The following is a 24,391-nucleotide window of genomic DNA, read 5'->3' as shown; positions in this document are numbered from 1 at the left end:
TCCCTCATGAGTGTCACCGTTCTTGGCCTGATCCTGTTGCCGCTCAGCCTGTTCTGGGCTGGCAACCCCATCCGGCTGCTGCAGCTTGCGATCGTCGCCGCGATCTTCGAAGCGGGAGCCGCCCTGGTTCTGGGCGGCAGCTTCGGGCTGCAGCCGGCGATGGTCCCCGGCCTCCTCTTCGTGATGTATGTGGTCGCGCAATACGCCGTCGGCATGCGCTACCCGGGCGAGGGACGCGTGTTCTGGGCACTGACGCCGCTCTTTGCCCTGCTCGGCTACGCGCTGCTGTCGATCTTCGTGCTGCCGCAGGCTTTCGAGGGCCGCGTGATGGTCTGGCCGCAACGGCCCGACCTCATCGATCCCGGCTACGTGCCGCTGGCCTTCACCTCCGGCAACGTGACCCAGTCCCTCTACCTGGCACTGAACGTCATCGTCGCGACCTGCGCGGCCCTCGTGGTCACCCGCGTGGCGATTCCCTATCGTTCCCTGCTCAAGGCCTACCTGGTGGGTGGCTACCTCGCGGTCGGGCTGGCCTTCTGGCAGTTCGCCTATCGCGTCGCCGGCGTCTGGTTCCCGACCGAGGTGATCCAGTCCAACCCAAGCTGGGCGATCGTCAAGCAGTCGATCGGGCCGGTTCCCCGCATCCAGGGCACCTTCTCGGAACCCGCGGCGCTCGCCTTCTATCTCTCTGGCCTGTTCTTCTGCTGTCTTTGGCTGAACGCCCAGGGCTATCGCATCATGCGGGTGAAGCTCCTGCTCGGCCTCGCCATTCTGGCCATGCTCTGTTCGACTTCGACCACGGGTTTGGCGACACTGGCCGCCGGCATCCCGCTGGTGATGATCTTCGCGGCCCTGCGCGGCGACACCGCCGCCGTCGGACGGCTGATGAGGACGACGGCCGCCATTCTGGTCGCCGGGGCGGTCATCATCGGGCCGATCTTCGTCCTCAAGCCCTCGTTGCAGAATTCGGTGGAGCAGGTCGTCGCGTCGACCATGTCGAAGGGCGACAGCCAGTCATACGAGCAGCGGAGCGGGCTCGATGCCGCAGCGGTCGCGACCGTGGGTCAGACGGACGGCCTCGGCGTCGGCTGGGGCAGCTTCCGCGCTTCCAGCCTGATCCCGAGCTTGCTCGCCAACGCCGGCATCTTCGGCGTCGCCATGGTCGCCTGGCTCGTCTGGCGCATGACGGCGCTCGTCAACTCGGCGGGACGGCGCGCGCCGGGCCACCCTGGGCGCATCGTCGTCGACGGCTTCATCGCGGCCATCTGCGGGCAGCTTGCCGCGGCCTTGCTGTCGTCGCCCACGATCGGCTCGCTCGCCTTCTTTCTCCAGCTGGGCTGCGCCACGGGCGTGGCCGCGCGCATGGCCAGTGAGGCGCGGCCGGCCCAGGCACGGCCGGCCCAGGCGCGGCCGGCTGAAGCGCGGTCGACTCCCATCCACAGCCCTGAAACCCAGAGGGGTCAGCTCGCATGATGACGGGACCAGTCTTCGTCAATGGTCGTTTTCTCTCGCAGCCCGTCACTGGCGTGCAGCGCTTTTCCTCCGAGATCGTCGGCGCCATCGACGCGCTGATGGCGCAGGGCGAGTGGCCGGAGACATCCTTGCTGACCCCCCACCTTGACGGAGAACGGCCGTCCAAGCCGGCCGGTGCCTCCGGACGCCTGAGCGAACGCGCCGTAGGCGACAGGCATGGCCATCTCTGGGAGCAGTTCGATCTGCCTCGGGCAGCGCGCGGCGGCGTTCTGGTGAGCCTCGGCAACACGGCGCCGCTGCTGGCGGGGCGCGGGCAGGTGGTGGTGATCCACGATGCCGGCGTGTTCGACACCCCCGGCTCCTACTCCTGGAAGTTCCGCCTCTGGTACAAGGGCCTGCAGCGCGGGCTGGCGACGGCGGGGGCGCAGATCGCCACCGTCTCCGAATTCTCCCGACAGCGCATCGCCACTTGCCTCGGCATCGATCCTGCCCGTATTTCCGTCATCTACGAAGGGGCCGACCACATCCTGCGCACACCTGCCGACCCGGAGACGCTCGCGCGCCACAACCTGCGCGCCGGAGAATACATGCTCGTCGTCGGCAGTCGCGTGGCGCACAAGAACCTCGCGGCCTTGTCCGAGGTAGCGCAAGCCTTAGAGCGCCGGGGCATGGTCATCGCGATCGCCGGCGGCGGCAACAAGGAGGTGTTCCAGGCGACCGGCGACGTGTCGGCCGCGCGACGACTCGGCCGGACCACGGATGGGGAGTTGCGCGCGCTTTACGAGAACGCCGCGTGCCTGCTGTTTCCGTCCCGCTACGAAGGCTTTGGCCTGCCTCCGGTGGAGGCGATGGCCTGCGGTTGCCCCGTCATCGCCTCCCGCGGCGGCGCGGTGGAGGAGGTCTGCGGAGACAGCGCCCTCTATTTCGATACAGATGTGCCGCAGTCGGTCACGCTGGCCGTCGAGCGCCTGCTGGATGAGCCTGGACTTGCCGAAGACCTGCGGGCACGGGGCGCGCAGCGGGCCGGTTCGTTGAGTTGGGTGGCTTCCGCACGGAAGCTTGGGGATGTCGTGCGGGGGCTATCGTGATGAAGCGGTTACTGATCGGGCTATTCCTTGGGGCAGCCGCAAGCGTGGCGGCCGCCGGTGGTGCCTCTGCGGCTGGCAAGGGCAATCGAGGCGGCTTCTGCGGCGAAGCCATCCAGGCGGCTCAGGAGCGCCACGTGGTGCCCGATGGCTTGCTATTCGCCATCGGTCAGGTCGAGTCTGGCCGCTTGGACCCGGTCACGCATCGCGTGGTGCCATGGCCTTGGACGGTCCAGGCGCAGAACCAGAGCTACTACTTCGACACGAAAGCGCAGGCGGTAGCGTGGGTCCAGGCGGCTGAGGCGCGCAACATCCTCTCCATCGACGTGGGATGCATGCAGATCAATCTGATGTATCACCCGGCCGCGTTCCAGAACCTGGACGAGGCTTTCGACCCCAGCGCGAACGCGGATTACGCGGCCCGCTTCCTGGTGTCGCTCCACGGCGCGACCGGGGACTGGCAGAAGGCGGCAGGCCTCTATCATTCGCAAACGCTAGCCCTTGCCATTCCCTACGCACAGAAGGTCGAGGAGGCGTTGACCGGGAAATTGCCGCCCGCCATGGCGCCGGCCGCTCCGAAACCGACCATGCTGACGATGCTGCAGGCAGCATGGGGCGCCACGCTCGACAACCCGCCGGCCATAAATCCGGCCGCAGCTCCGAGCCTGTCTCCCGAGGTGACACTGAGCGTTTTGGCGCCGCCGCCGCGGCGGTTCAGCCGGTTTCGCCGCTCGCGCATCCGGCAGTCGCCGGTTCTACTGAGTTATGAGCATTGACAGGTCTTGAAAACCGAACAGATTACAGTCGAGTGATCGTTCCTACACACTAGCGGTGGTCGTAATGACAATTCTGCGTACCTTTACCGGCAATCTTCTTTTCGCCCGGAGGCGAAGGTCAGCGGCGATTGCTTTCGCCGCATGTCTTTCGCTCTCGGCCTGCGAGCCTGGCTCAAGCCTGCCTCCTTTGCCCGAGACCGCCGCTACCCCGTATACGCTTGGGCCTGGGGAAACGGTGCGGGTCGTGGTCTTTGGACAGACCCAGCTGACTGGCGAGTTCATCGTCAGCGATCGCGGATTCGTCTCCATACCTTTGCTAGGCGACGTTCCCGCAAACAACGAGACGGCTGATCAGCTTGCTCAAACCATCTCGAGCGAGCTCGTGGACAAGAAGCTGCTTCTCAACCCGAGCGTTTCGGTGGAGGTGGTCAAGTATCGCCCGGTCTTCATCCTCGGCGAAGTACAGAAGCCCGGTCAGTATCCGTATGAGCCAGGGATGACTGCACTCACCCTGGCGGCGATCGCCGGTGGATTCACCTACCGCGCACAAACAGGATATGTGTCCGTTCTGCGCAAGACCGACGGCCACGTCGTCGAAGGGCGTGCGCCGCGCGGCGAGGAAATCCAGCCGGGCGATGTGGTAACGGTCTACGAGCGTTACTTCTGAGGATTTAAAGCCAGCCGGAAACCGCTTGATCGGTTTCCGGCAGGCTGGTTCCGCCGCGCGGCGGAACCAGCCTGTCGTACATGAGTTGATAGCTAGCGGGTTGTCGCGCGCTCCGTGTGCACTGCCGGCTGTTAGGTTACGAGTCGTAGCGCCCGCACACTACACCCGATCTCTCGACCCGATCTGGGCTTACAGGCCGAGATGCAGGCTGAGCAGCAGTATGTTCTGGGTGTAGGCGCCGCTTAGGCCGGTGATGCCTTCGTTGTTGAAGTTACCCTCGTTGCTGCCGGGCGACGCCTGATTGGTGTAATCGTCATTCACCGAAAGCCGGACGTTCTGGTTGAGCAGCCACGTCACGCCACCCCCGACCGTTTCGTTGTTCTGCGAGCTGCCCTGGATGTAGTCCGCATTCTGAAATCCAGCCCGACCTTCGAGCAGGACATTGCGCAGCAGCTCATAGTCGAGGATGAGGTTCACCTGACTGAGCACGAAGCCGCTGTCGCCCGTGGTATCCGTGTCCTGAACGCTGCGGGTTGCACTGCCTGTCACTGTCAGCACGCCGGTCGGTGTGTAGACGACATCGGCTGAGACGATGGGTGCCGTATAGGTGCCGTATTGCGAGGCTGTGAAGTGCGTGCTCTCGACACCGACGAGCAGACTATAGCGCCAGATCGCTTCCGACTGATAATCGAGCCCCGCCAGGAACAGTACGCTGCTCGAGTTATTGCTTACCTGGCCCGGCTGCTGATCGATGTAGTCCGAGCTTGTGCCGCGCGCTACGAACAACAAGCCGGCCGCGCCGGTCAGTTCATATCGTGTGACGACGCCGCCGGCGATGACGTTTCGGTTGAGATTGGTCTGGCTGATCTTGGTTCCACCAGCCGTGATAGGACCGAAACGATAGGCGCTGAGGTCGAGCGTCGGCGTTACTGCGAACCGCCCCAAGTTGAAGCTATAGCTAAGCTCCCCGGTATCCGTCGTATCGAGCGCGGGGATTGAGGATTGCTGAAAACCGATGGTCGTGCCGAGCTGATTGTAGCTGGAATGGGAATAGCTGGCTGTAAGCTCACTGTCGCCGATCGTGTAGCCCCCACCGAGGCCGACGTTCCAATTGGTGTAGCTTTCGCTCGGAAGCGCGAAGAACTGCGTGCGGTCGACGCCGGCGGACGCGTTGAGGCTGTTCCGATCCCAGTCGGAGCCAGCCGAGATGCTGGCCGCGGTGTCGGAGCCCCAACTGCCACCGCCCGAACCGGAGGTGCCGTTGACGTTCGTATTATCGAAAATCGACTGGTCGAGGTCCGGACGAACGGTGAAGGAGCCGAGCTGGACGCCCTGCTCCTGATACCCCGAACGGATACGGGACAGAACCGTCACACCCAAATCCTGATCGTAGCCCGAGATGCCGACCGGGAAATAAGCGTTCGAGGTTGTCTGCGCCTTGGCCGGGCTGGCGTAGGCCAGCACCGCGGCCGTACACAGGAGGGCCCATTTCCAATTGGGACATCCTCCACGCAACCTGCGGTCGAACTGTAGCGACAGAGTCTGTCTCAAAGGCTGATCCGTCCGAGCGCCGGCGTTGCAAATATGGTCCAGGTTCGCCATCCTGAAGTCCGTAAGTATGGGCGGCAGCCCCCCCCGCGAACTTCCCCCGGCGCGAAGATCCCTAAAACGAGGGTCCATGCGAGGCGAAGCCACGGTCACGAGCTACACGAGCAAATGACTGATTTCAATGTGCCTTTTGATTTTGAAGTTGGCAATGCCCTGACCGCGCACGGTATCAGCCGTTTACCCTGGCCCATGAGTGGCGACATCCCGATACTCTCAACCTTCTGCTGCAGCGCCTAAGCCCACGTCAACCCGGAAGTGGCACTGAGCAAGCAGCCCTCAGTGCCAGTCCATCGAGGTCTGAAGATTACCCCCGAGTCATCTAACCCTAGCGGGTAAAGAGGGATTCTAGCAAGAACCGCGGGCGGCCGGTTGCCTGATCGATGGTCAACGGGTGGAAGCTCCGCCACCGAATCAATCCTGATAGGGAGGTCTGCCCACCTAGGCAGGGATGATCGGGCCTTGGCACTTTCCGACATCAGCCGGAGGATCGGTTACGCGCAAAACATGATCCGCAATGATGAAAAGTAGGATCTCTTTTCATCGCCCGACTTAGTTCGGTTGTATTGCGACTGCCTTCCGGACACGGCGAAATTCGCCTCGTTTCTAATCTTCTCGTTCCCGGAGTACTGCCAAGGGCGCTTAGTCATCATCCGTTACGCGCAAAAATTAGCGTTTTCACTCAACCGGGTGCGTCCGAACTGCGACATCTCCGCGGTGGTGCAGCGCAACTAAAAATCTCCCCACGCAGTTGATTGTCGTTGGGAGAGTGCGTTGGCAGTACCGAAGAGTCATGACGTTGCTGAAGCTATGGCGGCGGTTCGGCAGGATGCTCGGTCGAGGCGACAGGATGCCCGGTCAAAGCCGGCCCCGGGCGTGTCGCCCATCACCTGTATGGTTTCCATCCTCGCCGCCGACTTCTTTGCTGTCGGGCTTGCCGCCGCGCTCGTGTTGAGCGGCTTCAATCTCCTGCCCGGAGGAGCGCGGCTGGCCAGCGCCACGAACGGCCTCCACGACGTGGCGATTCTCTTCGGGGCAACGGTGACCTACCTCGCGATCAAGGGTCGCTACACCGATCGCATCCCGTTCTGGGCGGAAGTGCAGCTCATGTTCGGGGCGAGCTTCTGGGCATTTCTTGCCGAGGCCCTGGTCGGCGGCTTGAACCACGACTTCCTGGCTCGCCTGCCGGCCATGCTGACCATGATGCTTTTCCCGATCATGGCAACGATCGGAAACGCCGTCGCCAAGTATCTCCTTGTGCAGGTCGGTGCATGGCGGCTTTCCGTCGTCCTGGTGGGCGGCGGCGAGGGTGCCATCGCGGTCGAGGCTGCCTTGGCCTCCGATCCCGGCCTCGGTTACGCCGTAGTCGGACGGGTCGAGCCGCAGGCTCTGGTGGTCCGGCAGGAGGGTCCGCGCCTCTGGCCGCTGCTCGAGCGCTTTAACGGCGACCGTATTCTTTTGGCGCTCGATGGTGACCGCGCGCTTCAGCGCCAGTTGATCGAGTGCGCCTTGCGGGAGCGCGTTCCCTTCGCAATCGCACCGGAGCCGCATGCATTCCCGGCGTTCGGCTGGCAGGCGACGCGTTTCTTCAGTCATGATGTCGTCATGCTCTCTGCCCGGGACGGGATGTCCCGGCACGCCTCCCAGGTCCTCAAGAGCGTGATCGACGTTGCTGCCGCGGCCGTCCTGCTCCTTTTGTCGAGCCCCGTGTTCCTGCTCGTCGCCCTGATGAACCTCGGCAGCGGTGGGCCGATGTTCTTCGCTCATCGGCGCATTGGCATCGGCGGCAAGCCGTTCTACTGCCTGAAGTTCCGCACGATGGTCATCAACGGCGACCAGATGCTGAAGGAAGCGCTGGAGCGCGATCCGGCCCTCGCCGCGGAATGGCATGCGACGCAGAAGCTGAAAAACGATCCGCGGGTTACGTCCATCGGCAAGTTCCTGCGCAAGACGAGCCTCGACGAGCTGCCTCAGCTGATCAACGTTCTACTGCGGCAGATGAGCCTGGTGGGGCCCCGCCCGATCGTGGAGAGCGAAGTGCGCTTCTACGGAGAGGACATCGCCCACTACTATAATACGCGCCCCGGCGTGACAGGGCTGTGGCAGGTCAGCGGGCGGAGCAACACCTCGTACACCCGCCGCGTCCAGCTCGATGTCTGGTACGTCAACAACTGGACGGTGTGGCTGGACATCGCGGTCCTTCTGAAGACACTCCCGGCTGTGTTGGGACGTACTGGCGCCCATTGAGGGTGGTCCGCCTTAGACGCCTCGGACGCTTGGTCTGTGCGCTGGCCTTCCTTCTCCTGCCGGAGGGAGCCAGCGCCGCGGGCGAGACGAGGCCCGTGTTCACGCGGTCGGTCAGTGCCGCGACGTTCCTGAATTCCCTCGGCGTGAATACCCATGTCGATCAGGGTTACAACTCGACAAGCTATATCGACCCGCTGCGCTACCTCGGCATCCGCGAGGTCCGGGATGGTGAGCGTCACGCCGACGGCGAGGTTGCCATCGCAAAGGCGACCGGGGTCCATTTTGTTATAAACGGCGGCGGTGATCTCGAAGGACTCGTCGCCTCAGCCGCGGTTCTGGCGAAGGCGGGGGCACTCCTGGCGGTCGAAGGGCCCAATGAGCCCAACAACTTTCCCATCACCTACAAGGGCGAGCAGGGCGGAGGCTCGGGACATAGTTGGTACGCCGTCGGAGCTTTCCAGGCGGCCTTGTACTCCAGCATGAAGGCCAGCCCGCTGCTGGCGCCCTATCCCGTTTTCGGAGTGTCGGAGACCGGGGCCGAGACGGATGATGTCGGCCTGCAGTATCGGACGGTGCCTGCGGGTGGCGGCACGGTATTCCCGCCAGGAACCCGGTTTTCCGATGCTGTAAACATCCACAACTACGTCTCCGGAGTTCATGGAGGGTACGGCGACAACCAGGCGTGGAGTGCGGCGGACCCCATCCTGAACGGGCGCTGGGACGGCCTGTATGGTAATTGCGGCCTAACCTGGTTCAGGCATTTCCAGGGATACAAGATCGCACGCCTGGTTAGCGTGCCGAAGGTCACTACCGAAACGGGATGGGATTCCGTTTCCGATCCGGGAGGCGAAACGGTTCAAGGCAAGGTGCTGACCAATACCTACCTGGCTCAGTTCAAGCGCGGCTGGCGCTATACCTTCATCTATGAATTGCGCGACGGAGAGGGCGGGCAAGGCCACCAGGGCCTTTATCATGACGAAACGCCTAAACCGGCGGCGGTCGACATCCATAACCTCACAACGATCCTCGCGGATGACAAGGCGCTTCCTCACCCGGGCGGGCTTAGCTACGCGCTGCAGAACCAGCCGCCGACAGTTCACGACCTCCTGCTGCAAAAGAGCGACGGGGAGTTCGATCTGGTCGTCTGGGACGAGCGGGTGCATGGATCCGACCCCGTGACAATCACGTTCGGCAGCGTTCATCGCACCGTCGCAACCTACGATATCACTGCGGGAACCAACCCCCTCGAAACCCTCCAGGGCGCCAGCCGGGTTCAGCTGTCGCTCTCCGATCACGCGGTCATTATAGCATTGCTGAACTGACGGGCGGTCGGGTCCTTGGCCAATACTTGCTTGGCGCGGCCATTTGTCTCGTTTAAATCATCTAACGCCGAAGTTGCGGCTTCGTCACTTTTAGGTGGCAATTTGAGCACGATTGTGACATGTGTAGCGAGGCGTAACTACGAGCCTTCCTGGATGGATCGGATCTATAGGATGTTTCAGACGTGATGAACGCTCCGCCTCATCCCGCTGACTTCCTTAATGAAGTGCTCATGCCTGCAACCGGGCGGAGCGACGGGGAAGTGGCCCGGCTTCTCGGCATCTCATTGCAGGTCTTCTACACGATCCTGACCCGCGAGAAACCGATCTCGGCGAGCACAGCCGGAATGCTCGGCCGTCTGTTCAAAACCGGCGACGAGTTTTGGCTCAAGATGCAGGCTGACTACGATCGTTTTGTCGGGCCACAGAACCTGGTGGATGCCCGCGCAATTCCGGCCGAGGCTTCCGCTCGGCCCGCATCCCTCGGACAAGGGATGGCCATGCGGCGTCTGGCCAAGTCTTCGCCGGCTAGCGTTCCAGACGCGGTGGAACTTCCGGCGAGCGACTTCCCGCCGCATGACGTGGCCTCATGGGGCCGGCCTGTCGACGGGGACGGGCGCACCAGCATCGGCTGAGCGCCGCCTCCTGGGCTCAGGCCAAGGAAGAGGCGCGCCCCGACCGCGAGTATTGGGTCAACTCGGCGCGCGGTTGGTGCTCCCGGCGGCGACAGGACCTGCAGCGGTATTGAAGCGGGGCTTGATCGCTCTCTCGAAGATCGAGAGGGCGGCGCCGATGGCCTGATGCATATCCAGATAGCGATAGGTCCCGAGCCTGCCCCCGAAGACCACCTTGGTCTCGGCATCCGCCAATGCCTGATATTTCTCATACATATCCTTATCCCCCTCTCGGCCGATCGGGTAATAGGGCTCGTCCTGAGCGCCGGCGAAGCGCGAATACTCCCGGAAGATGACTGTCTTGTCCTCGGCGTATTGCCGCTCCGGGTGCATGTGCCGGAATTCGAGAATGCGCGTGAAGGGCACGGTCTCATCCGCATAGTTGATGACGGGAGCGCCCTGGAAATCCTTCTGGGCAAGAACCTCTCGTTCGAAGTCGACCGTGCGCCATCCCAGCTCGCCAAACCGGTAGTCGAAGTAGCGGTCGATGGGACCGCTGTAGAAGATCAACTTACCCATTGCCTCGATCTCGGCGCGGAGGGTGAAGAAATCCGTGTCCAGCATGACCTGGATGTCGTCGCTGGCCAGCATGCGGTCGAAGATCCGGGCATAGCCATCTGTGGGTAGGCCTTCATGACGATCCTCGAAGTAGCGGGTGTCGAAGGTCAACCGAACGGGCAGCCGGGTTATGATCGTCTCCGGCAGGTCGCGCGGGTCCGTCTGCCACTGCTTGATGGTGTAGCCGCGAATGAAGGCCTCGTAGAGCGGCCGGCCGATCAGCGATATGGCCTTTTCTTCAAGATTGCGGGGGGCGCGGCCCGCCATCTCCGCACGCTGCCCCTCGATCAGGGCCCGGGCTTCGGCAGGCGTCATGTACTTGCCAAAAAACTGGCAGATCGTGAGCAGGTTGATCGGCATCGCGAAAACCTGGTCGCGATGCACCGACAGCACGCGATGCTTGTAGTCGGTGAAGCTCGTAAAACGGTTGATGTAGTTCCACACATCCTTGTTGCCGGTGTGGAAAAGGTGGGCGCCGTACTTGTGGACCTCGATGCCGGTGTCGGGGTCGGGCTCCGAATAGGAGTTGCCGCCGGCATGTGACCGGCGTTCGATGATGACACTGCGGAGACCGAGCTCGGAACTGCAGCGTTCGGCGATGACGGCGCCTGAAAAGCCGGAACCGACGATCACTACGTCGCAGTCGCGGATCAGATCGAGCATAGGCATTCACTCCACGGAACAAGTTGAGGTGACTTCTGTTCAGGCGGGCCTACGAAGCACGGGTCGTCAAAAAAGACGAGTATTTTTCGTCCATCGCCCCGCGCTACGCCGGGCTCCATCGAACCTATCGGAGTTCCGGCGATTCCTTGCATCACGACCTCATTTTACTCGGATAGACGGCGCAGTTTTCCTGGGAGCGGCAACGGCGGCCTTTCGGTGCGCGAGGCTGTCGTCTGGTGCCGTCCCGCGGCAGAGAGAACGGCGCCGGTTTCGCCCGTTCTCTCACCTATTCAGCTGAGAGAACCGCTCCAATGAGGTACTTCTTAGCCGAACTTGACGCTCCTATAGCCTTCGACGGTGCGAATGGCGACCCAGCCGTTCATGGCGAGGCTCCTAGAGCCATTCCACGAGGTAATGATGCCTGATCCGTCTTCCGCGAAAGGGTTCCTCCGGAATCTTGCGTCTACGACCGTCTTCCAGGCGAGCGGCTACATCCTGGCCCTGATCAACGTGCCATACCTCACACGCATGCTCGGCGTGGCGGATTACGGCGTGCTGGCCTTCGTGATCAGCATCAACGCCTACCTTTTCCTGGTCATCGACTGGGGCTTCTCGCTCGGCTCGACCCGTGACATCGCTCAGGCCAATGGCGACATCGCGACGATCCGGCGCATCTTCTGGCAGACTATGGCCGCCAAGGCCCTGCTGTCTCTTGGCGCGACCTTGGTGCTCATCGCGGTCATCGGCCTGCATCGGGTGCCGAGCCCGATCTACCTCCTGCTGCCGGGGATTTTGAACATCGTCGGCGCGGTCTTCAGCGTCGACTGGCTTATGCAGGGCCTCGAGCGGATGGCGCTGTTTACGTTGTACTCGGTTGGCGGACGCGCCCTCGGCGTTGTCCTGACCTTCGTTCTGGTGCATGGACCTGCCGACACCTGGATCGCCTGCGCCTTGCAGGGTGTTGGTTCGATCGCCGGCGGCCTTGCGGGGTTCTTCATAGCCTGCAGGGTCCTCGACATGGGCAAACCGCAGCTGCACATCGGCGCCGCGGCCCGTCAGATCTGGGACTACCGGCACTACTTCCTGTCGCAGAGCAGTTGGATCGCCTACTCCACCGCGGCGCCGCTATTTCTCACCTTCGCCTCAGGTGCCACGGCAGTCGGCCTCTTCGCCGGCGCCGACCGCATCGCCCGCATCGTCATGGCGCTCATCGTGCCGCTCAGCATGGTCATGTATCCGCGGGTCAACGCCCTCATGGCCCGCTCGCGTGAAGCGGCGGCCCGTGTCGCCGGGCCGTTCCTGGCGGTCCAGATCATGTTCGCCCTGCTGCTCACCGTAGTCTTCTTCTTCGGCGCCGTCCCGATCGTCACGCTGGTCCTCGGCCCGCGCTTCAGTGAATCGGCGGAGGTCCTGCGCTGGCTTTCGGCCTTGCCGCTGCTGACCGGCGTGGCGGGGACGCTCTCTCGCCAGTTCCTCATTCCCCTGGGCTGGAATCGCGCGGTTTCCCGGATCACGCTGGTCTGCACGGCGATCTATCTTGTGCTGCTGGCGGTGTTCTGTCGCGCCCTGGGAGCGCCGGGCGCCGCCATCGCCCTTATCCTCACGGAAGCCATCCACTGCGCGGCGTTTTTAATCTTCCTGTACAGGAATGAGCGCGTGTTCACGACCAATGCGTTCCGTGCGGTGACGAAGACGCCTCGGCAGGTTGTGGATGTTTTCGGAAGCCTGGTCGTCAGGCTTCGTTCAAGCTGACGACCCCCAGCCCCTCACCAGAAGCTACGTTCGAGCTGACGACCCCCAGCCGCTCACCAGGGGGTGCGTTCGAGCCGACCACCCCAAGCCGCTCATTAGGTTGTGCGTTCAAGCTGACCACCCCCAGCCGCTCACCAGGGGGTGCGTTCAAGCTGACGACCCCCAGCCGCTTGTCGGGCTGGGTTCAAGCTGACCACCCCCAGCCGCTCGCGCGGCTACGTTGCTAGATAGTAACGCCAAGCAGCCGCCGCGCAGCATCCGAGCGGGTAAGGGAGGCGGTGGCCGGGCTGGGTTTGATCTGGCGGAGTGGCCAAGCGCTCTAAGGCGCGCGCCTTTAACCGGCTGCAGTTTCCTGCAGCCGGCCTGCCTTTGTATGGCTAGCGTCTAGTGATATGGATTGAGCCTGGAAGATGGGGTCGGAGGCGCCCCAGTCGGGGCGCCTCCGCACGGCGCGGCTTCAGCCGAGCGCGATCTCGACGAAGTTGCGGATCTCTGTGCGGAACCGAGACCGCGAGAACCGCAGCGCGTTGATCCGGCAAGCGTCCGGGGTGATCGTCTGACGAATGCGGTCGAAGCGCGACAGCGCGTCCAGCACGGAGTCCACCTCCTGGCGATCGAACAGAACACCGGTCGGAGAGGCGCCTTCAGCATCGATAATGTCCGTGACACCGCCGCGACCGAACGCGATCACAGGCGTGCCGCACGCTTGCGCTTCCACCATCGTAATGCCGAAATCCTCTTCGGCGGCGAACAGCGCCGCGCGCGCGCGCTGCATAAGATCGATAAGCTCGGATTTTGCGACTTTGCCACGGAACTCGATGTTCGGCGCACCACCGGCGGCTGCGCGCACGCGAGCGGCTTCCGGTCCGTCACCGACCACGATCAGCTTGCGGTCCGGCTGCATGCGGAAGCTCTCGACGATGAGGTCCGCGCGCTTGTAGGGCACGAGGCGTCCCGGGAGCAGGTAGAAGTCATCCTTCTTGGAGCCCAGGCCAAAACGGTCGAGATCGACCGGCGGGTGGATGATGGTCGCATCCCGGCCATAGGCCTTCTTGAGACGGCGTCCGATATAGCCGGAGTTGGCGATGAAGTAGTCGACATGCTGGGCGGTTGACACGTCCCATTGCCGAAGCCGCCCGAACAGCCAGCGGATATACAGCGCCTTCAAGCCCCAGTTGAGGCCCGACTGCTTCAGATACTGGTGTTGCAGATCCCAGATATAACGCATCGGCGAATGGACGTAGCTGATGTGGATCTGGTCCGGTCCTGTCACCACGCCCTTCGCAACCGCGTGGTTGCTGGAAATGATAACGTCGTAACCGGACATGTCGAACTGCTCGACCGCCAGCGGCATCAGCCCGAGATAGCTGCGGAACATACGCTTCGCACCGGGCAGACGTTGAATGAACGACGTCTTGACCGGCCGTCCCTGCAAAAACTGCCGATCCTCCGGCTTCAGGAAATCCACGACCGCGAAGATGTCGGCGTCCGGGAAGCAAAGCAGCAGTTGCTCGAGCACACTTTCCGAACCTGCGAAGGTTTCGAGCCAGTCATGAACGATCGCGACCCGCTTCCCACGCAAACGGGACGGCGCATATTCTTGTCTGACGGAGGCGCTCACGGTGGCGAGAGGCCCGGGCACAAGATCAACAGGCTCTGCCTCGACACACGACATTTCGAAATCCTTCATCACCGTACTGGCGATATTTGTGCAACGCGAAATTATGGCAGCACCGTTAAGATGCGATGGTGGCTTTAAGACGTACACCTGTCTCCACGCCGTCGACGTGTCCGAGTGTGCGGGCTAAATCACGCAAGAAGTTTCGCGCTCAAAGCGCCGGAGCCTCAACTGCCAAAAGTGGATAATGGCTCTACTTCGAAAGGATGAAACCTCAAGGCAACTTGCCAAGTCATTGTGCTGCATTGCGAAAGAAGTTGCCGAGAAAGAGGATGCAGCACACCGCGATCCCGTCGGGAATACGGAAATGACCCATGTGTGCAGGATGAAGATGTCGGCTTTGGAAGATTCCGCTGCAGCGATCGCTTTCCGGCAGCCAAAGGCGCCGGCGGTGCGTCCATCCCTCTCATCCCGGGCCTATGGTTTGCTGAAGGGAGGCGTGGTCGCAGCCCAGACCTATTCTAAGCTGAATGACCGCTTCACCTTCGACGATCGCCGGACGGGCGCGCGCACTGTGGTCGCCATGTTGGCAGGCTACAAGGAGGACCTTTGGCCATTGGTCCTTCCGCGGCTCAAGGCGGCACTGCCTGAGGCCGATGTCTGCCTCATCTCCCCTGGGCTGCGCCATCAGGCTCTGTCGGAGCTTTGCGCCAGGGAAGGGTGGAGCTATCTCAGCACGGCGACCAACGATGTTTCGCTGGCGCAGAACGTTTGCTTCCGCCTGCACGACCGGGCCAAGATGATCGTGAAGCTCGACGAGGACATGTTCGTCCTGCCGAACACGATCACGGATCTCCTGGCCGAGTACAGGCGGATCAAGATCGAAGGCACGGTCGATCCAGGACTGGTTGCGCCGATGATCCCGCTCAACGGCTTCTGCTACCGCTATCTCCTCGAGATGCTCGGTCTTCTCGAGGAGTATGAGGCGACGTTCGGCACGGCCCGGATTGCGACGGCGGGGCTTCCTCTGCATAAAAGCCCCGCAGCGGCACGGTGGATCTGGGAGCGCACGGCGCCGCTGGAGGGCCTCGCCGCGCGTCTTCAGGGCATGAAGCGCCGGGAGCTGTTAAGCCCCATTCAGTTCAGCATCGGGATCATCGCCTTCGAGCGCGAGTTCTGGGAGCAGATCGGTTATTTCGCTGTTCCCCGGCACAAGCACGTGGCGAAGATGAGCACGCTCGGCGGTGATGAAGCCTGCCTCTGCGCGGCTGCGATGGTGCATTCGCGTCCGATCGTTGTGACAACGGCAGTCGTCGCCGGCCACTTCTCCTTCGGTCCGCAGTATTCGGCGATGCGCGATCTACTTTGCAGCAATCCGGAGATCTTCGCCTGACGGCCCGTAGCCGCCGGGATGAGCCTCCCGCCAGCGGAATGCGGTCTCGACGACCTCATCCACATCCGTGAAGCGAGGCGCCCAGCCCGTATCGGTGCGCAGCGCCTCGGCGCCGGCAATCAGCATGGGGGCGTCGCCCATCCGGCGCGGCCCCAGCTCGGCCGGCACCGGCCGCCCCGCGATCCGGCCGACGGCCTCCGTGATCTCCTTCACTGAGTAGCCACGGCCCGTGCCGACATTGTAGCGCACGCTGCGATCGTTGAGTTGACCGAGCACCCGGATGTGCGCGTCCGCGAGGTCGGTGACATGCACGTAGTCGCGGATGCAGGTCCCGTCGGGCGTCGCATAGTCAGTGCCGAAGATCGCGAGCGGCGGTCGCCGGCCCAGGACCGCATCGATGGCGAGCGGGATGAGGTGGGTTTCAGGGTCATGATCCTCGCCCAGACGGCCTTGCGGGTCGGCGCCCGCCGCATTGAAGTAGCGCAGGCACGCGCTTCGCAGGCCGTGGATCTCGTTCGCCCAGAACAGCGCGCGTTCGATCATGAACTTGCTCTCGCCGTAGGGTGAGGCCGGATCGACCCGCACCCCCTCGTCGATCGGCATCCGTTCCGGCGTCCCGAACAGGTTGGCGGTGGAGGACAGCACGAAACGCGGCACCTGATGACGCACGCAGGCCTCGATGAGCCGGATGCCGTTCACGCCGTTCTCGAGCAGGTATTTGAACGGGAGCCGCACGCTCTCGCCGACCAGTGAGAGGGCGGCGAAATGGAACACGGCGTCCCAAGGTCCGGCGCCGACGACGCTGTCCATCGCGGCCTGGTCGGCAAGGTCGCCGACGACGAGTTGCGCGCCTGGCAGCACCGCTGCCCGATGGCCGATCGAAAGGTTGTCGAAGACGACGACCTCGGCATCGCGCTCCAGCAGAGCGGCAACGATATGGCTGCCGACGAAGCCGGCGCCGCCTGTCACAAGATAACGTGCTCGAGGCATGGACGCGGTCACCTGTTCGCTATGGGCAGACGTCAGGAGGCGACCTCTACAGTTCCGCGCCTCGGCCAGTCAACGCTTGCGTCGAAAGGCAAGCTCGTCAAAAACTTCCATCAGCTGAGAGGGCAGAGGATATGATCAAGGCCGACCCCTACGACTGGCCCTTCGACGGCGTGATGACCCCGGCGGATACCGCGCTCATCATTATCGACATGCAGACGGACTTCTGCGGCGAGGGTGGCTACGTCGACGCCATGGGCTATGACATCGGGCTCACGCGCGCGCCTATCGCGCCGATTGCCAGCGTTCTCGCGGCAATGCGCTCCGGCGGCTATCACATTTTCCACACGCGGGAAGGCCATCGGCCTGATCTCGCTGATCTCCCGGCCAACAAGCGCTGGCGGTCCCGCCAGATCGGTGCGGGCATCGGCGACCCTGGCCCCTGTGGCCGCATCCTCGTGCGCGGCGAGCCCGGCTGGGAGATAATACCCGAACTGGCGCCCGTTGCGGACGAACCGATCATCGACAAGCCCGGGAAAGGCAGCTTCTACGCCACCGACCTCGAGCTGCTGCTGCGCATCCGTGGAATACGCAATTTAATTCTGACCGGCATTACCACCGACGTCTGCGTCCACACCACGATGCGGGACGCCAACGACCGTGGTTTCGAATGCCTGCTGCTTGAGGACTGCTGCGCCGCGACCGACCGCGCCAATCACGATCATGCCATCAGGATGATCAAGATGCAGGGCGGCGTCTTCGGCTCGGTTTCCAACTCCGGCGCCGTCCTCGCAAGCCTCGCCTAAGCTCGCTGGACGCGGTCCAGCGATACGGCGATGCCCGACGCGTCGAGGAACCTGAGCCATTGGTACTGCGCGGCCGAAAGCTGGTCGTTCTCGGACTTGACCTCGACGAACCGGTAGTCGGTGTCGGTCCATAGGAACAAGTCGGGGAAGCCCCTCGACCGGCCTTTGGTGTCCTGCGCGAACCGGCGCAGCACCGCGCTTAGCCCAGTCGCGGGCAGGCGGTCGATGACGATGCGGATCAGCGCCAGCAGATCTCCATGCCAGGACACGAACGGGTTCGCGATCCCACGCTTCTCGTCATGGTGCTTCGCCATAACCGCGAAGCTCCCAGCCGGGTCATCCAGCAAGGCGAGCCGGCCCTCGATGCGCGCCTTTCGCCGCTCGTAAAATTCCGGAGCATGAAGATCGGCAGGGGCGAATTGCAGCGGCGAGTGGAACGCGCCGACATCCGGATCGTAGATGATGTCCCAAAGCAGCAGACCGAAGATCGCGTTCCAGAGCCAGTTCTCGGAATGCACCCCATTCCACCCGGCCTGGCGGTAGTGCCCAAGTGTCGCGGTTTCAACAGTGAGCCCAGCCTCCTCCAGCATGATGCGAGGGCTGTTCTGCTGATATTGCCGCGCCTCGCTGCGTCGGCTGGTTTTCGCGAGCCGTGCCAGAAGTTGGCGCGCCACATAGGCCTCCTCGCCATCGGCCCCGTCGGCCGCCATCGTCTGGAGCAGCCCGATCGCCTCGTCGCGCTGGCCCTCCTTGAGCAGCAGGCGCGCCCTCCGTTCCCGCGCGGGCGGCGCGGGGCTCGTGGCGTAGACGCTGAGCGCCTCCGCAATCGCGCCGTCACGCTCCAGACGCCGGCCGAGCCGATCCACCAGACGATCGAATGTCGTCACGCCAGCGGCCAGCGCCGAACGGTCGATCGCCTGGGCATGCCACCAATGCCACGTCTCCATAATGGGCTGAGCGTCCCGCAAGGCGCGGAATTCCTCGTAGAGACGGGCCATGCGGTAGGCGTCCAGGGCGGCCTGCCGCGTTTCAAATTGCGCGCGGAGCTTATGCGGCTCCACGATCTCGGTCACGAAGTGACCAAGTTCACGGGTCACAAAGTCGGAGAGGTTGTCGCGCAACTCACCGAAGAACAGAAAGCGGAGGAACGGCCAAGGGTCACGCTCCGGCAGACGCAGCACAGGATTCCGGGAAAGCAGCCCCGCGAGCCACTCGGCGCCGCCCTCCCATGTCTGCAACCATACGAGGAGGTCCGCCTTCCGAGCCGGGCCCGGCCGCCGGTGCCCAGCCAAGCTCGCCCGGAGTTCGGCGAGCGTGAAACAGCCGTACAGCCTTGGACTGAATGCCGCTGACAGGCTCGACTCGCAGGGCACGAGAAGGTCTTGCGCCACAAGGTCCGCGACGGCGGTGTCGAGCGCCGGGATCTCCGGGTAGGAGAGGCGGTCGCGCCGGAAGCAGGGACCTTTGCGGTTCACAAGCCTCGCATAGAGCATCTGCGCCGGCGGCCGGAGCGTCTCGATACGGCTGATATGCGCGTGCTCCGCCGGGTCGAGGAGAAAGCCGTAGCGCTGGCGGACCGCCTCGAGCACCTGCCGGAAATGGTCGAGATAATAGGCGGTGCCGTCAGTCGTTTGCGGAGGTGACGAGATCAGCATGAGGCGCATCGTAATCGCCGCACTTAAAAGAGAAAAGCCAAGCACTTCTTCCTGCAAACTCCTGCAAGCACACGCGCATGATCCTTAGGCCCCGGCCCACTCTCTTCGGCTTGCTCTTCATCCTGCGGGGCCCGATCATCACCGCAACTCCCGGCAGAGGAGACAACCCAACGCCAGCTCGTGTTGCGCTCAATCGCCTTCGCCCATGCGGTGCGGGCGCAATTGCGCGGCGAGGATTTTGCCACGGCGGCCGGGTGGCTGCGCGCTGAGGGCCAAGACGCCGCTGCCGCTGCTGCCGCAGGATTACGTGCTGCTCTGATCCTGCGCGGCGAACCGGCCCATGCCATAGGGGGCGAGAAGCGGGTTGCGCTGCCCGGTCAGCAATTCCTCGGCGGCGAATTGTCCGATGGCTGGCGCAAGCGTAATCCCGGAGTGGGTGACGGCTGCATAGAGGCCCAGTAACCCGGCGGTGCGTCCGACCGCCGGAAAACCATCCCGCGGGATCGACCGGTAGGCGACGGCGTGGGTTCCCGGCGCCAGCGTCGACCCGGTGTCGACCATGCCTTTTACGGCCGCGAACAACTCCGAGGCGCTTTCGTCGACGCGGCCCTCCGCCTGACCGTCCTCAATTTCGCCGACCGCGAGGAACCGCCCCTCCGTTGTCTGCCGCAGTTCCATTGTCGGCGTGATGAGAAGGCCGTTCAGGGTCGGGGGATGCGGCGCCGTCGCCACGACGAGCCCGGGAGAGGTCCGCATCGGCAAGGACACGTCCGCGGTTGCCAGAATACGGGATGAACCGACGCCGCCCGCCACCACGACCTCATCGGCCTGAAGCAGTCCGCTATCGGTATCGACGCCCGTCACTCGGTTCCCGGCGCAGATGAGCGAGCGGACACGCCGGTGCGCTATAACTGTCGCGCCCAGGTGCTGCGCGCCGGCGAGAATTGCTTGCGCGGCGACGAGCGGTTCGACCACGCCTTCCTCAGCAACATGGACTGCCATTTCAGGCGGCGAAACGAGATGCGGTTCGATCGCCGCCGCTTCGGCGCGGGAGACGCTTCGGACGCCATAGCCCCAGGCGCCGTGCTCCGCGGCAAATGCTTCGAGTTCAGCCGGTGGCCGACCCCAGAACAGGCTGCCGGTTCGGGCGAGGCCAACGCCTGGGACTGCGGCCGCAAGCCGATGCCATTCCTGCATGGCATGCCGCCGAAGCCGGAAGTATGGCTCGGGATTCCCGAAGCTCGCATTGATCCAGGCCCAGGAGACCCGGGTCGCGATGCCGCCCGGCTCCTGCGCGTCCAGGACAGTCACCCGCGCGCCGGCTTCGGCGAGATGCCAGGCGACGGAAGCGCCGATGATCCCGGCACCGACGACGATGACATGGCGCCGGCTTTTCATGGCGCCGTCAAATTACTGGCGATTCGAGGATGCTGATGGTTCAGACATCTTTCTTGAGCGACGGGCTGGCCTTGAAGCGGACCGTCTTGCCGGCCTTCACCTTGACCGGTTCGCCCGTGCGCGGATTGAGTGCCTTCCGTGCCTTGGTCTTACGAACAGTGAAGGTGCCAAAAGACGGAAGCGTAAATCCGCCTGTCGTCTTCAGCTCATGAACGATCGCGTCGATCAATGACGCAGCGGCACGATTAGCGGCGACGCCCGTGCATTCTAGCGAGTCTTGAAGAACCGAAGCGATAAAGGCTTTACTCATAACTGGATTCCTGAAGCATGGGGGTCTGCCGCCCCTAATGCAGTTCGTTCGCAGTTGCAAGCCCCGCGATCATCTTCATTCTTTCCAGAACTGTCTGCCGTTTAAGCTTTAAATTCTATAAGTCGATTTGTGCCAATGCCTATCAGCATGTTATGCAGCCTTCCCAGAAGAGGCCGGTATCAAGCCGGCTCAAAAGCTCCGCTTCGTCAGGTTGTCCGGTCAATAACGCCCCGACGAGCGCGAAGCAGGCGCCCAGCGAAACAAATCCCTGGCTTTGTCATTATCATGTAAATGTGAAGAGCGAAAATTCAGCCGGGTGCTCATTAGATCGCGGTAGAACGGCTTCATGAGCAGTCGCTCGGCGTTAATCCAGCTCCGATTACACCGATAACCGGATTTTACGGGGAAAACCGGCTCCCTCGCCAAATTGCGACAATCTTTCGCCGTTCGACGCGGCTGCGCCGTTGCTCGCGGCCATTGACAATTGCTCCGGTGGGGACAACATTCGGCCAACAAGAAGAACCGTTGGGAGCGACATCATGAAGGATAGCCGCAGCGCATGCCGAGGCCTGCTGTCGTGAACAGGATCATCAACGATCCGGAGCAGGTGGCAGACGAGGCCATCCGAGGCGTCCTTCTGGCCTACCCCGACATTCTGATGCCGACCGAGCATCCTCGTGTCCTCCGCGCCGCGAAACATCGCGGAGCGGGCAAAGTTGGTATCGTTACGGGCGGCGGTTCCGGCCACGAGCCCGCTTTTCTCGGCTTTGTCGGCGCTGGGCTCTGCGATGCGGTTGCGTGCGGTGAGATCTTTGCGTCGCCCACTGCCAAAAGCTTCCATGAGGCCTTCAAGGCGGCTGATCAAGGCGCGGGCGTCGCCTGTCTCTACGGCAACTATGCCGGGGACAACATGAACGTGAAGATGGCGATGAAGCTTGCGGCAAAGGACGGGCTCACCATCCGCACCGTCGTCGCCAATGACGATGTTGCTTCTGCGCCGCGCACCGAGCGCGAGAAACGCCGCGGAGTCGCAGGCGAAATCATCATGTGGAAGGCCGCGGGCGCCTGCGCCGACGAGGGCGGGACGCTGGACGAGGTGATCGCCGTCGCCCAGAAGGCGATCGACAACACCGGCAGCGTTGGCATCGGTCTCTCCGCCTGCACAATTCCGGCGGCGGGCAAGCCCAACTTCACCATCGCGCCGGGCATGATGGAAGTCGGCATCGGCCACCATGGCGAGCCCGGCGTTGCCGTCATGCCCATCCAGTCTGCCCATGACATGGCGAGCCTCATGATGGAGCGAATTCTAGAAGACACAGGTATCGCCGGCGGCGAGGATGTCGCCGTGCTCATCTCCGGTCTCGGCGCCACGCCGATCATGGAAACATACATACTCTATGGACATGTCGACGCCATCCTGCGCGAGCGCGGCATCACCGCGCGCCATCGCTTCGTCGGCAACTACTTTACGTCGCTCGAAATGATGGGTGCCTCCATCACCGTTACCCGCCTCGATGCAGAACTTGACCGGCTGCTGGCGACGCCTGCGCATTCCCTCGGCCTCACGGTCATTGCGCGATGAGCCGCGATAGCGTCAGCCTCGTCGAGGCCGGACCAATTCTATTCGATCTTGTGGATGTCATCGTGCGCGAGCAAGGCAAGCTCAGCGAAATCGACGGCCAGACCGGTGATGGCGATCACGGCGTCAACATGGGCAAGGGCTTTCGCATGGCGGGCGAACGCCTTCGCGCCATGGGCGACTTTACTCTGCCGCAGGGGCTGGCGACGCTGGGCGACACGCTGTTGAGCGACATCGGTGGGTCGATGGGACCGCTCTACGGCACCTTCTTCACCGATATGGCCGAGGTGCTGGACAACACGGACAGGCTGGATGCGGCGCATTTCTCCGGCATGCTGAAGGCCGGCCTCGCCGCGGTGCAGGGCCTGGGCGAAGCCAAGCCGGGTGATAAGACGCTCGTCGATGTGCTCGTCCCGGCCGGCGAGGCGTTCGATGCATCGCATGGCGGCAGCGAGACGTTTGCGGAGTCGCTTCTGGCGATGAAGACCGCCGCCGAAGCCGGGCTTGAAGCCACACGCGGCATGATTGCCAAAGTTGGCCGTGCGAGCCGGCTTGGTGAGCGGTCTCGGGGGACATTGGACGCGGGTGCCGCCTCCTGCACCATGATCCTGTCGGCGCTCGCTGATGGGCTTGTTCAGCGTTTGAGCGCCTAAGCGGATCGTTCTCGCAAAAAGAACCGACGGAACATTCGAACAATACAAGGGAGTCCCGCTCGATGAGCAGCACGACACTCCGTAACGATCTCCCGGCGACGATGGATGCCGTCGTTGCCTACGCACCGGGTGACTACCGCTTCGAGCAGGTCGAGGTTCCTCGCGCCGGGCCTGACGACATCATCATCGAAGTCGAAGCTGTCGGCATCTGCGCCGGCGACATCAAGTGCTACCAGGGGGCGCCGTCCTTCTGGGGCGACGACAAGGGTCAGCCGAAATACGTCAAGGCGCCGATGATCCCGGGCCACGAATTTCTCGGCCGCGCGGTGGAGGTCGGCGAGAACATCGAGCGCGCCGGCCGCTTCAAGGTCGGCGACCGGCTCATCTCCGAGCAGATCGTGCCATGCGAGAACTGCCGATACTGCGGGCGCGGCGAATACTGGATGTGCGAGAAGCACGACCTCTATGGTTTCCAGAACAACGTGAACGGCGCCATGGCCCGCTACATGCGGTTCCCGAAGACCTCGCGAACCTACCATGTGCCGGAGGGCCTCGCTCTTGACGCTGCGGCGCTCATCGAGCCATTCGCCTGCTCCGTCCACGCCGTCAACCGGGCCAAGATCGAACTCGACGACATCGTGGTGCTGGCGGGCGCCGGCACGCTCGGCCTCGGCATGGTCGGCGCCGCGCGGCTGAAGAACCCGACCAAGCTCATTGTGCTCGACACCAAGCCCGACCGGCTGGCGCTCGCCAAGAAGTTTGGCGCGGATCTGGTGATGAACCCGCTCGAGGAGGATGTCGTCGCCCGCGTGAAGGAGATGACGGAAGGCTACGGTTGCGATGTCTATATCGAGGCGACCGGCCATCCCTCCAGCGTGCGGCAAGGCCTGCAGATGATCCGCAAGCTCGGCCGCTTCGTCGAGTTCAGCGTCTTCGGCGAGGAGGTAACCGCCGATTGGAGCATCATCGGCGACCGCAAGCACCTCGACATCTATGGCGCGCATCTCGGGCCCTACTGTTACCCGTTCACGATCGCTGCCATCGCCGACGGCCGTTTGCCGACGGAGGGTGTCGTCACCCATACGCTGCCTCTGAAGGACTTCCAGAAGGGCTTCGACCTGATGAAGAAGGGCGAGAACTCGATCAAGACGATCCTGATACCATAGGCCGGGG

The 24,391-nt window shown here is 63.3% G+C and carries 20 protein-coding genes; 13 read left to right on the top strand and 7 right to left on the bottom strand.

The genetic code is table 11. The features are described 5' to 3' along the window. Positions 1-6 precede the first annotated feature (6 nt). From ACOEQ1_RS11370 to ACOEQ1_RS11355, 4 genes are all read left to right on the top strand, one after another. The gene (locus tag ACOEQ1_RS11370; protein WP_419759362.1) at positions 7-1,473 is read left to right on the top strand and encodes a hypothetical protein; all 1,467 of its coding nucleotides are present in this window, start codon (positions 7-9) and stop codon (positions 1,471-1,473) included. Beyond that, positions 1,470-2,561: a glycosyltransferase family 4 protein gene (locus ACOEQ1_RS11365; protein ID WP_419759361.1), complete on the top strand. Its 1,092-nt coding sequence runs from the start codon at positions 1,470-1,472 to the stop codon at positions 2,559-2,561. Before ACOEQ1_RS11370 ends, ACOEQ1_RS11365 begins: the two co-directional genes overlap by 4 nt. Then, positions 2,561-3,334 (top strand): transglycosylase SLT domain-containing protein, encoded by a 774-nt coding sequence (locus ACOEQ1_RS11360; RefSeq protein WP_419759360.1) that lies wholly within the window; start codon positions 2,561-2,563, stop codon positions 3,332-3,334. The genes ACOEQ1_RS11365 and ACOEQ1_RS11360 overlap by 1 nt, the downstream gene beginning before the upstream one ends. A 64-nt stretch (positions 3,335-3,398) precedes the next feature. Next, positions 3,399-4,001: a polysaccharide biosynthesis/export family protein gene (locus tag ACOEQ1_RS11355; RefSeq protein WP_419759359.1), complete on the top strand. Its 603-nt coding sequence runs from the start codon at positions 3,399-3,401 to the stop codon at positions 3,999-4,001. Positions 4,002-4,190: 189 nt separating this feature from the next. On the opposite strand, the gene ACOEQ1_RS11350 is transcribed toward ACOEQ1_RS11355, so the two are convergent. Beyond that, the gene (locus tag ACOEQ1_RS11350; protein ID WP_419759358.1) at positions 4,191-5,552 is read right to left on the bottom strand and encodes an outer membrane beta-barrel protein; all 1,362 of its coding nucleotides are present in this window, start codon (positions 5,550-5,552) and stop codon (positions 4,191-4,193) included. A gap of 930 nt (positions 5,553-6,482) precedes the next feature. Here ACOEQ1_RS11350 and ACOEQ1_RS11345 point away from each other — a divergent pair. The 3 genes from ACOEQ1_RS11345 to ACOEQ1_RS11335 all read left to right on the top strand — a co-directional run bounded on the left by ACOEQ1_RS11345 (position 6,483) and on the right by ACOEQ1_RS11335 (position 9,807). Then, positions 6,483-7,853, top strand: a complete 1,371-nt coding sequence (locus tag ACOEQ1_RS11345; protein WP_419759357.1) for an exopolysaccharide biosynthesis polyprenyl glycosylphosphotransferase — start codon at positions 6,483-6,485, stop codon at positions 7,851-7,853. A gap of 29 nt (positions 7,854-7,882) precedes the next feature. Beyond that, complete coding sequence (locus ACOEQ1_RS11340; protein WP_419759356.1) at positions 7,883-9,175, top strand: hypothetical protein; 1,293 nt, start codon at positions 7,883-7,885, stop codon at positions 9,173-9,175. Between the two features lie 230 nt (positions 9,176-9,405). Beyond that, a complete protein-coding gene (locus ACOEQ1_RS11335; protein ID WP_419759355.1) occupies positions 9,406-9,807 on the top strand; it encodes a helix-turn-helix transcriptional regulator in 402 nt (133 codons plus the stop codon). Positions 9,808-9,864: 57 nt separating this feature from the next. Here the strand turns inward: ACOEQ1_RS11335 and glf are convergent, their stop codons facing one another. Next, positions 9,865-11,067, bottom strand: a complete 1,203-nt coding sequence (glf, locus tag ACOEQ1_RS11330) for a UDP-galactopyranose mutase (protein ID WP_419759354.1) — start codon at positions 11,065-11,067, stop codon at positions 9,865-9,867. Between the two features lie 417 nt (positions 11,068-11,484). Between glf and ACOEQ1_RS11325 the strand changes: the two genes are divergently transcribed. Then, positions 11,485-12,819, top strand: coding sequence for an oligosaccharide flippase family protein (locus tag ACOEQ1_RS11325; protein WP_419759353.1), 1,335 nt, complete (start codon positions 11,485-11,487; stop codon positions 12,817-12,819). A 457-nt stretch (positions 12,820-13,276) separates the two neighbouring features. On the opposite strand, the gene ACOEQ1_RS11320 is transcribed toward ACOEQ1_RS11325, so the two are convergent. Further along, positions 13,277-14,494 (bottom strand): glycosyltransferase, encoded by a 1,218-nt coding sequence (locus ACOEQ1_RS11320; protein ID WP_419759352.1) that lies wholly within the window; start codon positions 14,492-14,494, stop codon positions 13,277-13,279. A gap of 394 nt (positions 14,495-14,888) precedes the next feature. Here ACOEQ1_RS11320 and ACOEQ1_RS11315 point away from each other — a divergent pair, with 394 nt between their 5' ends. Next, entirely contained in the window at positions 14,889-15,830 is a 942-nt protein-coding gene (locus ACOEQ1_RS11315) for a hypothetical protein (protein ID WP_419759351.1), read from the top strand. Here the strand turns inward: ACOEQ1_RS11315 and galE are convergent. Next, positions 15,798-16,820, bottom strand: a complete 1,023-nt coding sequence (gene galE / locus ACOEQ1_RS11310) for a UDP-glucose 4-epimerase GalE (RefSeq protein WP_419759350.1) — start codon at positions 16,818-16,820, stop codon at positions 15,798-15,800. The genes ACOEQ1_RS11315 and galE overlap by 33 nt on opposite strands. A 131-nt stretch (positions 16,821-16,951) precedes the next feature. Here galE and ACOEQ1_RS11305 point away from each other — a divergent pair, with 131 nt between their 5' ends. Continuing rightward, a complete protein-coding gene (locus ACOEQ1_RS11305) occupies positions 16,952-17,623 on the top strand; it encodes a cysteine hydrolase family protein (RefSeq protein ID WP_419759349.1) in 672 nt (223 codons plus the stop codon). Here the strand turns inward: ACOEQ1_RS11305 and ACOEQ1_RS11300 are convergent. The 3 genes from ACOEQ1_RS11300 to ACOEQ1_RS11290 form a co-directional block, all read right to left on the bottom strand. Further along, positions 17,620-19,287, bottom strand: coding sequence for a VRR-NUC domain-containing protein (locus tag ACOEQ1_RS11300; RefSeq protein ID WP_419759348.1), 1,668 nt, complete (start codon positions 19,285-19,287; stop codon positions 17,620-17,622). The genes ACOEQ1_RS11305 and ACOEQ1_RS11300 overlap by 4 nt on opposite strands. 294 nt (positions 19,288-19,581) lie before the next feature. Continuing rightward, positions 19,582-20,676 carry an NAD(P)/FAD-dependent oxidoreductase gene (locus ACOEQ1_RS11295; protein WP_419759347.1) on the bottom strand — a complete coding sequence of 365 codons (1,095 nt, stop codon included), beginning with the start codon at positions 20,674-20,676 and terminating at the stop codon, positions 19,582-19,584. Positions 20,677-20,716: 40 nt separating this feature from the next. Further along, on the bottom strand, positions 20,717-20,986 hold the full coding sequence (locus ACOEQ1_RS11290) for an HU family DNA-binding protein (protein ID WP_419759346.1): 270 nt from the start codon (positions 20,984-20,986) through the stop codon (positions 20,717-20,719). Positions 20,987-21,545: 559 nt separating this feature from the next. On the opposite strand from ACOEQ1_RS11290, the gene ACOEQ1_RS11285 reads away from it, so the two are divergent. The 3 genes from ACOEQ1_RS11285 to ACOEQ1_RS11275 all read left to right on the top strand — a co-directional run bounded on the left by ACOEQ1_RS11285 (position 21,546) and on the right by ACOEQ1_RS11275 (position 24,384). After that, a complete protein-coding gene (locus tag ACOEQ1_RS11285) occupies positions 21,546-22,568 on the top strand; it encodes a dihydroxyacetone kinase subunit DhaK (protein WP_419759345.1) in 1,023 nt (340 codons plus the stop codon). Continuing rightward, entirely contained in the window at positions 22,565-23,218 is a 654-nt protein-coding gene (dhaL, locus tag ACOEQ1_RS11280) for a dihydroxyacetone kinase subunit DhaL (RefSeq protein WP_419759344.1), read from the top strand. Before ACOEQ1_RS11285 ends, dhaL begins: the two co-directional genes overlap by 4 nt. 62 nt (positions 23,219-23,280) lie before the next feature. Then, positions 23,281-24,384 carry an MDR/zinc-dependent alcohol dehydrogenase-like family protein gene (locus ACOEQ1_RS11275; protein ID WP_419759343.1) on the top strand — a complete coding sequence of 368 codons (1,104 nt, stop codon included), beginning with the start codon at positions 23,281-23,283 and terminating at the stop codon, positions 24,382-24,384. Positions 24,385-24,391: the final 7 nt, after the last annotated feature.

It is taken from the genome of Acidisoma sp., assembly GCF_965199065.1.
In the GTDB taxonomy this organism is placed as follows: domain Bacteria; phylum Pseudomonadota; class Alphaproteobacteria; order Acetobacterales; family Acetobacteraceae; genus Acidisoma.
The sequence above is the reverse complement of the archived record's forward strand: the minus strand, read 5'-3'. Positions and strand labels throughout refer to the sequence as shown.

What these genes read in the sequence shown, in the direction of transcription:
- ACOEQ1_RS11370 (WP_419759362.1), top strand. Translation starts at nt 7, where the DNA reads ATGAGTGTCACCGTTCTTGGCCTGATCCTGTTGCCGCTCAGCCTGTTC.
- ACOEQ1_RS11365 (WP_419759361.1), top strand. Translation starts at nt 1,470, where the DNA reads ATGATGACGGGACCAGTCTTCGTCAATGGTCGTTTTCTCTCGCAGCCC.
- ACOEQ1_RS11360 (WP_419759360.1), top strand. Translation starts at nt 2,561, where the DNA reads ATGAAGCGGTTACTGATCGGGCTATTCCTTGGGGCAGCCGCAAGCGTG.
- ACOEQ1_RS11355 (WP_419759359.1), top strand. Translation starts at nt 3,399, where the DNA reads ATGACAATTCTGCGTACCTTTACCGGCAATCTTCTTTTCGCCCGGAGG.
- ACOEQ1_RS11335 (WP_419759355.1), top strand. Translation starts at nt 9,406, where the DNA reads ATGCCTGCAACCGGGCGGAGCGACGGGGAAGTGGCCCGGCTTCTCGGC.
- glf (WP_419759354.1), bottom strand. Translation starts at nt 11,067, where the DNA reads ATGCTCGATCTGATCCGCGACTGCGACGTAGTGATCGTCGGTTCCGGC.
- ACOEQ1_RS11325 (WP_419759353.1), top strand. Translation starts at nt 11,485, where the DNA reads ATGCCTGATCCGTCTTCCGCGAAAGGGTTCCTCCGGAATCTTGCGTCT.
- ACOEQ1_RS11320 (WP_419759352.1), bottom strand. Translation starts at nt 14,494, where the DNA reads ATGTCGTGTGTCGAGGCAGAGCCTGTTGATCTTGTGCCCGGGCCTCTC.
- galE (WP_419759350.1), bottom strand. Translation starts at nt 16,820, where the DNA reads ATGCCTCGAGCACGTTATCTTGTGACAGGCGGCGCCGGCTTCGTCGGC.
- ACOEQ1_RS11305 (WP_419759349.1), top strand. Translation starts at nt 16,952, where the DNA reads ATGATCAAGGCCGACCCCTACGACTGGCCCTTCGACGGCGTGATGACC.
- ACOEQ1_RS11300 (WP_419759348.1), bottom strand. Translation starts at nt 19,287, where the DNA reads ATGCGCCTCATGCTGATCTCGTCACCTCCGCAAACGACTGACGGCACC.
- ACOEQ1_RS11295 (WP_419759347.1), bottom strand. Translation starts at nt 20,676, where the DNA reads ATGAAAAGCCGGCGCCATGTCATCGTCGTCGGTGCCGGGATCATCGGC.
- ACOEQ1_RS11290 (WP_419759346.1), bottom strand. Translation starts at nt 20,986, where the DNA reads ATGAGTAAAGCCTTTATCGCTTCGGTTCTTCAAGACTCGCTAGAATGC.
- ACOEQ1_RS11285 (WP_419759345.1), top strand. Translation starts at nt 21,546, where the DNA reads ATGCCGAGGCCTGCTGTCGTGAACAGGATCATCAACGATCCGGAGCAG.
- dhaL (WP_419759344.1), top strand. Translation starts at nt 22,565, where the DNA reads ATGAGCCGCGATAGCGTCAGCCTCGTCGAGGCCGGACCAATTCTATTC.
- ACOEQ1_RS11275 (WP_419759343.1), top strand. Translation starts at nt 23,281, where the DNA reads ATGAGCAGCACGACACTCCGTAACGATCTCCCGGCGACGATGGATGCC.